8 protein-coding genes are annotated in these 12,041 nt (G+C 65.3%); 6 read left to right on the top strand and 2 right to left on the bottom strand.

Translation table 11 applies throughout. The annotated features are described in order from the left end of the window. The first annotated feature begins 2 nt into the window (after positions 1–2). From AAC014_RS02340 to AAC014_RS02325, 4 genes are read left to right on the top strand one after another with little or no spacing between them, the layout of a single operon-like run. Positions 3–1,607, top strand: a complete 1,605-nt coding sequence (locus AAC014_RS02340) for an AMP-binding protein (protein ID WP_339703715.1) — start codon at positions 3–5, stop codon at positions 1,605–1,607. Continuing rightward, positions 1,604–2,017, top strand: coding sequence for an OB-fold domain-containing protein (locus tag AAC014_RS02335; RefSeq protein ID WP_339703713.1), 414 nt, complete (start codon positions 1,604–1,606; stop codon positions 2,015–2,017). Before AAC014_RS02340 ends, AAC014_RS02335 begins: the two co-directional genes overlap by 4 nt. A gap of 7 nt (positions 2,018–2,024) precedes the next feature. Then, on the top strand, positions 2,025–3,164 hold the full coding sequence (locus tag AAC014_RS02330) for a thiolase family protein (RefSeq protein WP_339703711.1): 1,140 nt from the start codon (positions 2,025–2,027) through the stop codon (positions 3,162–3,164). A 33-nt stretch (positions 3,165–3,197) separates the two neighbouring features. Then, positions 3,198–5,561, top strand: a complete 2,364-nt coding sequence (locus AAC014_RS02325) for a TonB-dependent receptor (RefSeq protein ID WP_339703709.1) — start codon at positions 3,198–3,200, stop codon at positions 5,559–5,561. A gap of 67 nt (positions 5,562–5,628) precedes the next feature. Here the strand turns inward: AAC014_RS02325 and AAC014_RS02320 are convergent, their stop codons facing one another. Beyond that, positions 5,629–7,833 carry a TonB-dependent receptor gene (locus tag AAC014_RS02320; RefSeq protein WP_339703708.1) on the bottom strand — a complete coding sequence of 735 codons (2,205 nt, stop codon included), beginning with the start codon at positions 7,831–7,833 and terminating at the stop codon, positions 5,629–5,631. A 276-nt stretch (positions 7,834–8,109) separates the two neighbouring features. On the opposite strand from AAC014_RS02320, the gene AAC014_RS02315 reads away from it, so the two are divergent. After that, positions 8,110–9,204: a helix-turn-helix transcriptional regulator gene (locus AAC014_RS02315; protein WP_339703706.1), complete on the top strand. Its 1,095-nt coding sequence runs from the start codon at positions 8,110–8,112 to the stop codon at positions 9,202–9,204. A 19-nt stretch (positions 9,205–9,223) separates the two neighbouring features. Continuing rightward, positions 9,224–9,970, top strand: a complete 747-nt coding sequence (locus tag AAC014_RS02310; RefSeq protein WP_339703704.1) for a LuxR C-terminal-related transcriptional regulator — start codon at positions 9,224–9,226, stop codon at positions 9,968–9,970. Positions 9,971–10,007: 37 nt separating this feature from the next. Here the strand turns inward: AAC014_RS02310 and paaZ are convergent, their stop codons facing one another. Continuing rightward, on the bottom strand, positions 10,008–12,020 hold the full coding sequence (paaZ, locus tag AAC014_RS02305) for a phenylacetic acid degradation bifunctional protein PaaZ (RefSeq protein ID WP_339703702.1): 2,013 nt from the start codon (positions 12,018–12,020) through the stop codon (positions 10,008–10,010). Between the last annotated feature and the right edge of the window lie 21 nt (positions 12,021–12,041).

The following is a 12,041-nucleotide window of genomic DNA, read 5'->3' as shown; positions in this document are numbered from 1 at the left end:
ACATGCTCGCGAACGTTGCCGAACGGACCGTTCACGGCCTGCTGAAACAGCGCGCCGCCGAACGGCCGGACGACCTGTTCCTGCATTTCGAAGGTCAGGACTTCACATTCGGCGCGCTGCATGAAGCGGCCACACGCATTGCAGGCGGACTTGCCGCGCTCGGCGTCGGGCGCGGCGACAAGGTCGCGATCATGATGGGGAACCGCCCGGAATTCCTGCTCTGCTGGTTCGCGCTGTCGCAGCTCGGCGCGATCGAGGTGCCGATCAATACCGCGCATCGGGGCACGCTCCTCCACTACATGCTCGATCAGGCGGAGTGTTCGCTGCTGATCCTGGAAGGCGCGTTTCAGGATCGCCTTCAGGACGTCGCCGGTGATCTGCCGAAGCTGCGCACCGTGGCGCTGCTCGATGGTACGGAGCCGGGCGGTATTCCGCAGCAGGTTGTCGATTTCCGCACGCTGGAAAGCGCCGCGCCGCTTGGCGATGCGCCGATGATCGGCCCCGCCGATCCTGTCGCAGTGATGTTCACCTCCGGCACCACCGGCCCCTCCAAGGGCGCGGTGCTGCCGCAGAACTACGTGCTGATGCAGGCCGCGATCATCGCAGACGCTTGCCGCTACACGCCCGAGGATTGCCTCTACAACGCGCTGCCGCTGTTTCACGGCAACGCGCAGTTCCTCTCCACGATCCCGGCGCTGCTTTCGGGCGCGCGCGTGGTGCTCGCGCGGCGCTTTTCAGCTTCGGCATTCTGGGACGAAGTGCGCGCGCACGGCTGCACTGCGTTCAACTACATCGGCGGTATCCTGCCGATCCTCTGGAAGGCCCCGCCCTCGCCAGACGATGCAGCCAATAGCCTTCGCCTGATGATGGGTGCGGGCGCGCCTAAGGATCTGTTCGAGGCGTTTGAGCAGCGTTTCGGCGTCCGCCTCGTCGAAGGCTACGGCATGAGCGAGATCGGGATTCCGCTCAACAACAGCATCGATCACCGCCACCCCGGATGCTGCGGCCAGCCGCTGCCGCAATATGAGGTGCGGCTGGTGGACGACGACGGCGCCGACGTGCCCGACGATACGCCCGGCGAATTGCTGATCCGGCCGAAGATGATGAACAGCATGATGCTGGAATATTACCGGATGCCGGAAAAGACCGTGGAGGCGTGGCGCGATCTCTGGTTCCACACCGGCGACTATCTGAAGCGCGACGCAGACGGCTATTATTATTTCGTCGACCGCAAGAAGGACGCACTGCGCCGGCGCGGCGAGAATATTTCGAGCTACGAGGTGGAGCGCGGCGTCAACGCGCATCCCGCCGTGCTCGAATCCGCCGCCGTCGCCGTCGCTTCCGAACTCGGCGAGGACGAGGTAATGATCTGCCTGACGCTGCGTCCCGGCGAGACCCTCGAACCCATCGCACTGATGCGGCACTGCCTGCGCCAGATGGCGCGCTTCATGGTGCCCCGCTACGTGCGTATCCTCGCGAGCCTGCCCAAGACGCCGACCGAACGCGTGCAGAAATACGCGCTGCGCGCCGAGGGCGTCACCGCCGACACCTACGACCGTGAGGCAGACCCCGCGTGGCATGCGCTGCTGAAGGATGCGGCGGCATGAGCGGCGACACGCTCCCGCCCTTCGCCGAGGGGATCTTTACGGGCGACGGCACGATTACCGAACTCGTCGGCAGCCTCTGCACCGCGTGCGGCGCGCAGCATTTTCCGGCACGCACGCACTGCCCGGATGACATGACCGAAACCGAAACCGTGAGCCTCGGCGGCAGCGGCACGCTCTACAGCGCCACGGTGATCCGCACCAAGCCGCCGTTCGGCCTGCCCGCGCCCTATGCTGTCGGCTACGTCGATCTCGATGCGCACCCGCTGCGTATCTTCATGCTGCTCGATCCCGCGCACACGGAGGATTTCCGTATCGGTATGCCACTCGATCTGAGAAGCGGCGCGCTCGGCGTCGGGCTCGGCGGCGAACCCTGCATCCGCCCCTATTTCACGCCTGCACTGAAAGACTGATCCCCGCATGGTCGCGATCCTCGGTGTCGGCACGACACGCTTCACGCAGAAACTAGAACGAACGATCGTTTCACTCGGTGTCCAGGCGGCACGCCTGGCGCTTTCCGACGCCGGTCTCGTGCCCGCGCGCGTGGAAGGGGCGTTTGTCGCGAACGCGCTCGGCGGGATGCTGTTCGGCGACACGACGATCGGCCAGACACTGCTGCGCGACGTCGGCCTGCGCCGCCTGCCGATCGTGAATGTCGAGAACGCATGCACATCGGGATCGAGCGCGCTGTGGCTCGCCTGGAACGCCGTGCGCGCCGGGCAGATGGAGGCGGCGCTCGTGCTCGGCGTCGAGCGCATGTGCGTGCCCTCGCTCGGCCTCATCAATTCCGGGCGCACCGAGATCGATACGCTGCTCGGCCTCGTCACGCCCGCGAGCTTTGCACTGCGTGCGCAGCGGCACATGCATGAATTCGGCACCACGCGCGAACAGATGGCGGCGGTCGTCGAAAAAAGCCGCCGCCATGGCGCGCTCAATCCGAATGCATTGTTTCAGCGCGCCGAAACCGTGGCCGATGTTCTGGCCGGTCCGGCAGTCGCCGATCCGCTCACACGCTCCGAATGCTGCCCGATCGCGGACGGCGCCTCCGCGATCGTCATAGGTTCCGATCGCCTGGCGCGCGAACTGGGTGCGGGCGTTCGTATCGACAGCATCGTTCTCGCAAGCGGCGGCTACGAGAACCCGGTCGATCTCGCGCGGTGGGACACGGACAGCGAAACCGCCGCCGCCGCCTATGCGCGCGCCGGCATCGGTCCCGACGATCTCGATCTCGTCGAGTGCCACGACGCCTTTTCGATCGCCGAGATCCTGCACTGCGAAGCGCTTGGCCTGTGCGCGCCCGGCGAAGGCGGACCGCTTGCGGCGAGCGGTGCGACCGCGCTCGGCGGCCGCATTCCCGTCAACGTCTCCGGCGGGCTTCTGAGCCGCGGCCATCCGGTCGCGGCGACAGGCGTCGCCCAGATCGCCGAAATCGCCGCACAGCTGCGCGGCACTGCGGGCGCGCGCCAGGTGGACGGCGCGAAGGTCGGCCTCGCCCAATGTATGGGCGGCGACCTCGCCGGCGACACGAAATCCTGCACCGTGGCGGTTCTTTCCCGGTGAAGCAGGCAACATCAGAAAAGGGAGGATCACATCATGGTTAGGACTGTTGCCGGTGCCATCAGGACCGGCATTTCCATTTCGGCGTTCGTCGCAGGCTTCGCTGCCCTGCCGGCCGCCGCGCAGGACACCGATGAAACCGGCATCGCCGAGATCATCGTCACCGCGCAGAAGCGCGAGCAGAGCCTGCAGGATACGCCGCTTTCCGTTTCCGCCTTCGGCGCGGCGCAGATGAACGCGCGCGACGTCACCAACATCGGCAATGTCGCGGCCTATGTGCCGAACGTCGAAATCAATTCGGGCAAGGGTGACGGCGGCAGCACCAACGCGGCGATCTTCATTCGCGGCGTCGGCCAGAACGACTTCATCTTCCCGACCGATCCCGGCGTCGGCGTCTACGTCGACGGCGTCTATATCGCGCGCTCGATCGGCGCGATGATGGACCTTTCCGACATCGAGCGCATCGAGGTGCTGCGCGGGCCGCAGGGCACGCTCTATGGCAAGAACACCATTGGCGGCGCGATCAACATCATCTCCTCGCGGCCCGGCAACGAACTTTCCGGGCAGGTCCGCACGACAGTGGGCGCGCGCGACCGCATCGATGTGGAAGGCCGCATCTCGGTGCCGCTGATCCCCGATGTGCTTGCGATCAAGATCGCCGCCGCGAGCAAGAACCAGGACGGCTACGTGATCCGCCCGGACGGCACCGACCTTGGCGACATCAATGTCGATGCGGGCCGCTTCGCGATCGCGTGGAATCCGTCCGAGGACTGGACCGTCGACCTGTCGTTCGATGCCTCGCGCATCCGCCAGAACGGATCGCCGCAGCGCCTTTCGGACACGTTCTCGTTCCCGGGCGGTCTTTACGATCTCTACAATGCCATCGCCGCGCCGCTCGTTGCCGCACGCGACGGTCTCCCGGCAGGTTCGTTGTTCGACGACCGCTGGGTATCGTCCGACCGGCGCGTCAGCAACGGTACGGGGCCGACGCGCGACAAGGCGGACGTGTGGGGCACGAACCTCACCATCGCTTGGGAGGCGAGCCCGGCGCTCACCGTGAAGTCGATCACCGGCTACCGCGAGATGGATGCGGAAATCCAGGTCGACATGGACCAGTCGCCGTTCCCGATCATCCACACCGACGAGGTGCAGAGCGAGAACCAGTTCAGCCAGGAATTGCAGCTGAGCGGCGCGACCGATGACAAGCGCCTCAACTGGTTGGTCGGCGGCTATTATTTCCGCGAACGCGCGCATGACGTGAACCAGACGCTGCTCGCGTCAGGGCTCTATGATGCGCTCGAACTGCTGCCCGATGCGCTGATTCCGCTGGTTCCCGGCGTGCCCTGCCCGCCGCCGGTTGCGGGCCTGCCGTGTGCGGGCGGCGCGGGCAATCCGTTCAACGCCCTGCTCGATCTCGACGTGCGGCCGCAGACCGCGCTCACCACCAACAACTGGGCGGTGTTCGGTCAGGCGAGCTACGAGGTGGTGCCTGCGCTGACGCTGACGCTCGGCGGGCGCTACAGCTGGGAACGCAAACGCTACTTCATCGATTCGATCTATCCGAATTCGGGCCGCATCGCGACACCGCCGACACATGACGAGCGCACGTGGAAGAACTTCACGCCGAAGATCGGCATCGATTACCGCGCGAGCGACGACGTGCTGCTCTATGCGTCGTGGTCGAAGGGCTTCAAGAGCGGCGGCTGGAACCCGCGACCGCTGACGCCCGAGGAGTTCAAGTCTTACGATCCTGAAAAGCTGACCGCGTATGAGGCCGGCGTGAAGTCGCGTCTGCTGGATGGGCTGATGACCTTCAACCTTGCCGGCTTCTACAGCCAGTACAAGGATCTGCAGCTGCAGACCAACAGCGTCTCACCGACGACGGGCGGTCTCATTCTGACGGTCGACAATGCGGGCAGCGTCGATCTCTACGGGTTCGAGGCGGAGATCCTTGCCGCGCCGGTTCCCGGCCTCGATCTCAACGCAAGCATCGGCTACCTGCACAACGAATATCAGTCGCTCGCGGCGGGCACAGGCTATCCGATCTCCAACAAATTGCCGAAGGCGCCCGCATGGACGCTCGCGCTCGGCGCGCAGTATCGTTTCGATCTGCCGGGAACGATGGGCGGGCTCACGGTGCGCGGCGATCTCAGCCACCGCAGCAAGACGTATCACGACCCGGCGAATTCGCTCTCGATCGTGCAGCCGGCCTATACGCTTGTTGATGCACGTCTCGCCTGGACGTCATCGAGCGAGGCGTTCGAGGTCGCTCTTTTCGGCAAGAACCTGACGAAGGAAGACTATTTCACCGCCGCCGAATTCGTGCCCGCGTTCGGTGTGCAGAACATGGTGGTCGGCCGTCCCCGCGAATGGGGGCTGCAACTCACCGCGCGTTTCTGACGATCCCCTTCGGGTCGCCGGTATCGGCCGGAGGCAGCGCCCTGCCTCCGGCCGTTTTCGTATCAAACTAGAAGTTGTACCGCACCTGCGCACCGAACCAGCGCGGCTGCGTGTAGGTGTCGTAGGCACCGCCGAGCGGCGGGGCGGAGACGTCGAACGAGAAGACCTTGCGGGCCTTGTCGAACACGTTATTCGCGAACACCGACAGTTCGAGCTTGTTCTCCATCGTCTTCAGCGAGATGCGCGCGTTGGCGAGCCAGCCACCCGGAACCTTCGTGACCGCCGCGTTGGTGAGCTGCGAGTAGAAGTCCGCGGTGTAGACGGCGTTGAACGTCGTGCTCAGCTCGCCAAAGCCGAGATCGAAATCCTTCGTCGCGGCGAGGTTGATCGTGTGGCCCGGCGACTGCGGCGCCTTGCGGTCGACAAGACGCGTTCCGATCGGAATATCCTCGACGTTCGTGTGCAGGAGCGCGAGGCCCGCATCGAAGCGGAAGCCCATGCCCGGGTGCACCGAAAGCTCGAAATCCGCGCCGTAAATCTCGGCACCGGTGTTGAACAGCGTGAAGTTGAAGCCGCGCTGGTCGAACGCCTGATAGTCCGAATAATCGTAGTAGAACGTCGCGGCATTGAAGCGCACACGGCGATCGAGGAATTCGAACTTGCCACCGATTTCATAGGCCATCAGGTCTTCGCCCTTGAAGCGGAAACCCGAAAGCGGCGCCTGACCCACGAAGCCGGCGTTGTAGTTGAACGCCTTGTAGCCGCGGTTGATGCTTGCATAGAGCAGCGTCGCATCGTTCGGCTTCCAATCGAGCGCAAGGCGGCCGGAGACGCCCGTTTCGCCGTGCTTGTCCGTGGTGACGCCATTCGCCGCGAGCGACCCCGGTGCAATGAACAACGGGCAGAGCGGGCCGTCGCAGACTTCGGAGTAGTAATAGTCCTTCTCGTCGCGCGTTACGCGGATGCCCGCCGACAGCTTGAGCTGGTCGGAAAGATCGTATTCCGCCTGCGCGAAGCCCGAGTAGGACATGGTATCGACCCGGTAATCCGCGCGCGGATAGGTGGCGAAGCCCGAAAGATTGAAGCCCTGGAAATAGTCGCCGTTGATGTTGAGGTAATAAAGACCCGCGGTCCAGCGAAACGCGCCGTCATCCTCGATCAGGCGGATTTCCTGCGTGAAGTGCTTCGCCTTCGCATCCTGTTCGAACACGCCGATATCGACCGGCGAGAAATCATTGTCGGCCGCGTAGGTGCTGTCGAGCTTCTGATAGCTCGTTACGGTTGCGAGCGAATAACCGCCGCCGAGATCGTAATTGATCTTGCCGCCGATCGTCCACGTCTCGCGCGCGAAATTGCCCGGGAAATTGAAGGCGCCCGTGTAGGGGTCGCCGTCAGCGTCGGCATAGCCGAAGCCCGTGGGCGAACCCGCCGGCAGCGGCACGCCGAGACCGTCCGCATCCTGCGTCGCGCCGGTAATCATCGCGCCGCCGGTGGCGACCGGCCGTGTCTTGTACCAGTCGGCAAAGAGGTTGATGGTGAGCGCCTCGGTCGGCTCCAGACGCAGCTGGAAACGCCCGGCGATGGTGTCGTCTGCGAGCAGATCGGGGCCGATCGCATTCTTCACATAGCCGTCGTGCTTGTCCTTCATGAACGAGAGACGCGCGGAGACGCCTTCCGCGATCGGGCCGCCGACGGCACCCTCAAAGCGGAGCTGGTCGTAGCTGCCGTAGGTGACGTCCACGTAACCATCGAGCTCGTCGCCCGGCTGGTTGGTGATGATGTGGACAAGACCGCCCGTCGCATTGCGCCCGAAGAGCGTGCCCTGCGGGCCTTTCAGGACCTCGACGCGGCCCACGTCGAACAGCTGCTGCACGCTGGTGCCGCTCGACGGCTGATAGACTTCGTCGATGTAGAAGGCGTTCGCGGGTTCGATGTGGCCGGCGAAATCGTTCTGCGACACGCCGCGGATCGAGATGAGACCGGCAACCGGCGGGCCGCCCGGCGAGACGAACTGCAGACCCGGCGTCATCGCCGCAAGATCGGTGGTGTCGCGGAGGCCGAGCTCAAGAAGGCGGTCGCCGCCGTGCGCCGTCACCGCAATGCCGATGTCCTGCACGTTTGCAGCGCGGCGCGTTGCTGTGACGACGATTTCCTCGATCGTGTCGCCGTTCGCGGCAGACGCTGAATCCTGCGCGGCAGCAGTGCCTGCGGAAAGCGCGATCGCAAGCGCGAAAACACCGGCACCCGTGTTGAAGCCGCTGGTCCGTTTCATGATTCTGGTACCTCCCCCGAAAAGCCGGTCACGCCCCATGGCGGCCGGCATCTTGCTTCTCGGGGTGCTTCATGCCCCGCTTGCGGCTCCCCTGCTATAACGGGAAACACTCATGGGGGGTGTGGCACGAAAGCCGCGAATATCCGGCACTTTCCCTGTTGCCTGTTTTCTGATTGAATGCGTGCTGCAGGGGCAGTAGATTAATTGTACGATCGGTCGATTTATAACACGTGCGCCCGTGAACAGCGCCGGACCGAGACATGAGGGGAGGCGGAGGTGCCCAGCGCGAATTTCAGGGGAGATCCCTCGGCGGAACTCTTCGAGAAGATTCTGTCCTGCGAGACCGCCGACGCAGTCAGCGAAACCCTGCTCGAACCGATGGTCGATGCCCTGGGCGCGCGTAGCGGCGTTTTCATGCAGATTTTTTCCTCGCCCTATGGCGATCGGCATTTCGGCGCGCGCAGCTATGTGGGCAGCAAGCCCACGTCCGTGGATGTCTATGTCGATGGGCTTTATGCGCTCGACCCCGTGATCCGTCCGGTGATGGATTGGCTGGACGACGAACGCGGCCCGGCACCGAGCCTGCTGACGGGCTCTTTCGAACGCGACCTCGAGGAAGACCCCCAGTATCGCGATACGTTCCTCCGCCCTTATGACATCGGCCACGTCGTTGCGGTCGCCATGCCGATGCGGACGGGGCTGGAAACGCAGCTCGCCTGCGTCGGCTTCCATCGTCGCCACGGCGACATCGCCTTCCTGCCCGAGCAGCTTTCGTGGTTCCAGCGTCTGGTGCCGGCGATCCGTTCGGTGCTCTATGCACTCGCCTGCAAGGAGGCGCTGGCGCTTTCCGAAACGATCGCCATCGCCGCGCGCGAGGCCGGGACCGAAATGGGCTTCCTGATTCTCGACGAGGATCTCGTGGTGCGCAACGGCAACGCGAAGGGCATGGAAGATCTGGGCCTTACCGTTGCTGCGCCGGGCGGATCGTCGGTGCTCGGCGAGATCAAGGCGCGGTTGCTCGCTGCCGATCGCGCACCGGGCGTTTCGTTCAGCTTCAAGGCGAACGGCGTACGGACATTCGATATCGAGGTGCGCAATTTCAAGACTGCCGACGGGCGCAACTTCCACCTCGTCGTCACCAGCGGCGGCGGCCCGCGCCATGCGATCGGCGACGCGTGCCGCCGGTTCGGGCTCACCGAGCGCGAGACGGAGATCGCGCGCCAGATCGCATCGGGCAAGTGCAACGCCTCGCTCAGCCACGAGCTCGGCATCTCGCTGCGCACTGGCGAAAATCATCTCCGCTCGATCTACCGCAAGGTGGGCGTCAGCAGCCGGACACAACTCGTCTCGCGCTTGCTGCACATCCAGTAGCCGGGGTAGCGTCTCGGCGATGGCCGAACTTCCACTCCTCGATCCCGATATCGGCGCCGCGCTCGTCGACGCCGTAGGCACGCCAGCGTTCGGAACATTGATGCTGGATGCCGCGCAGAGCGTGGCGGGGGTCGACGAGATTTTCGCTTATCACATCCGCGACGGCGAACGCCCGGTCGCGCTCTCCTCGATCAGCGAACGCGGCGACCACGATCGGCGTGCGCGCCACTATGCCGAGCGCTTCTATCATCACGATCCCGTCGTACACGCCCGCCAGCGCACCGCGGCGGGGCGCGGCTTCGTCGCCTGCGTGCGGGCGGGCGAAATCGGCCTGCGCGATTACCGCGCGATCTGCTTCGAACAGCCGCGTTTCGCCGACAAGCTCTGCTTCGGCTGGCGGGGTGCGGGACGCGCGATCGTGCTGAGCTTCTATCGGCGCCGCGACAGCGAAGGTACCGCCGCGCTCGCCGCGCTCGCCGCGCTCGCGAACGTCGGCCTTACCGCGCTCGCCCGGCAAAACATCACGTCACCCGATCCTGAAGCGCGACTCGTCGAACGGCTGGAAACGCGCATCACCCGTGCCTTTCCGGTGCTCACCTTGCGCGAACGGCAGGTCGCCGCGCGCACCGTCGCGGGCTGGACCGCCGAACGCACGGCAGACGCGCTCGATATCCGCCCGAGCAGCGTCCTCACCTACCGCCAGCGCGCCTATCAGCGGCTCGGCTTCTCAGGCGCGGCGGATTTCCTTCCGGCGATCCTCGATTAGGGTTTGTTGCGATTTCCGGTGATGCCGGGCTGCAAACCTATACGGCGTTCATCGTGAGCAGGTCGTAGGTCGCGCAGAGCTCGTCGTCCTGATTGGTGACGCGCACCGCCCAGCGGACCTCGCCCATTTCCGGCGAGCGCTGCGACTTCGATTTCACGGTAAGCGAGACCTTCATCGAATCGCCCGGCTTCATCGGCTTCACGAAGCGCAGGTGCTCCAGCCCATAGTTCGCGAGCACCGGCCCCGGAGGCGCATCGACGAAGAGGCCCGCCGCGAACGACAGGATCAGATAGCCGTGCGCCACGCGCCCGCCGAAGATGGGGCTCGCCTTTGCAGCCTCTTCGTCCATGTGCGCGTAGAAATTGTCGCCGGTGAAGTCCGCGAAATGCTCGATATCCTCAAGCGTGATCGTGCGCGAACCTGTCTTCAGCGTGTAGCCCGGCTCCAGCTCGCCGAGGCGCAGGCGGAACGGGTGCACCGCCCCCTCTTCCATCGGCGCGCCGGGCAGATATTCGCCGAGCGCCTTTGAAAGCAGCCCCGGATCGCCCTGCAGCGCGGTGCGCTGCATATAGTGCTTCACGCCGCGAATGCCGCCCATCTCCTCGCCGCCGCCCGCGCGGCCGGGGCCGCCGTGGACGAGCACCGGAAGCGGAGAGCCGTGGCCTGTGGAGGTTTTCGCGGACTCGCGATTGAGGAAGGCCATGCGGCCGTGGAACGCGCCCGATTCCAGCAGGAGTTCGCGCGCCGTGGCGCCGTCGTGCGTGAACACGGAAATCGCGAGCGAGCCCTTGCCGTGGTTGGCGAGCGCGGCGGCATCGGCGAGATCGGCATAGGGCATCAGCGTCGAAACCGGGCCGAACGCCTCCACCTCGTGGATCGCCGCCGCCTTCCACGGATCGTCGGTGCGCATCAGGACCGGCGCGAAGAACGCACCCTTGCCGTCGTCCGCTCCATTGGGATCGCCGTAAACGACCGGTGCGACCGCCGAAAGCTCGGCGATCTTGGCGCGCACGTCCGCAAGCTGGCCGCGGCTGACGAGCGCGCCCATCGTGACGCCTTCGCTGCGCGGATCGCCGACAACCGTTTTCGCGAGGCGCGCGGAGAGCGCGTCCTGCACGGCGTCGATCAGCGCGGCGGGCACGAGCGCACGGCGGATCGCGGTGCACTTCTGCCCCGCCTTCACAGTCATCTCGCGCGCGACCTCTTTCACGAACAGGTCGAATTCGGGCGTGCCCGGCGCCGCATCGGGCGCAAGGATCGAAGCATTGAGCGAATCGCGCTCTGCCGTGAAGCGCACGGCTTCGCGCGCAATCACCGGGATCTGCTGCAGCTTCGCCGCAGTCGCCGCCGATCCGGTGAACGCCACCGAATCCTGCCCCGACAGATGATCGATCAGATCGCCCGGCATCCCGGCGATGAACTGCAGCGCGCCTTCGGGCAGCACGCCGCTTTCGATCATGATGCGGAACGCGGCTTCAGCCACATAGGCGGTCGCAGACGCGGGCTTCACGATCGCCGGAACACCGGCGAGCAGCGTCGGCCCCAGCTTTTCGAGCATCCCCCACACGGGGAAGTTGAACGCGTTGATGTGGAGCGCGAGGCCCTGCATCGAAGTGTAGACGTGCTGGCCGATGAAGGTGCCGTCGCGCGCCAGCACCTCGGTGTCGCCGTCGAGGAGGATGCGGTCGTTGGGCAGCTCGCGGCGGCCCTTTGAGGCGTAGGAGAAGAGCGTGCCCGCGCCGCCTTCGATGTCGATCCAGCTGTCCGTGCGCGTCGCGCCCGTGTCCCACGACATGTCGTAGAGCTCTTCCTTGCGCTCCATGATCGCCTGGCCGAGCGCCTTCAGCATCAGCGCGCGCTCGTGGAAGGTCATCGCGCGCAGCGCCTTGCCGCCTTTCTTCCGCGCGAAGTCCGCCATGCCGCCGAAATCGAGGCCGTCGCTGCCGGTTTCGGCGACGACATCGCCGGTGAGCGCGGAATGGATGGGCGAAAGCCCGCCCGCACTCTTTACCCAGCGGCCCTCGGCGTAGTTTTCAAGAATCTTGGTCATGCGGGAATGGCTCCGAAAATC

Source organism: uncultured Sphingosinicella sp. (assembly GCF_963974575.1).
Classification (GTDB): Bacteria; Pseudomonadota; Alphaproteobacteria; order Sphingomonadales; family Sphingomonadaceae; genus Sphingosinicella.
The sequence above is the reverse complement of the archived record's forward strand: the minus strand, read 5'-3'. Positions and strand labels throughout refer to the sequence as shown.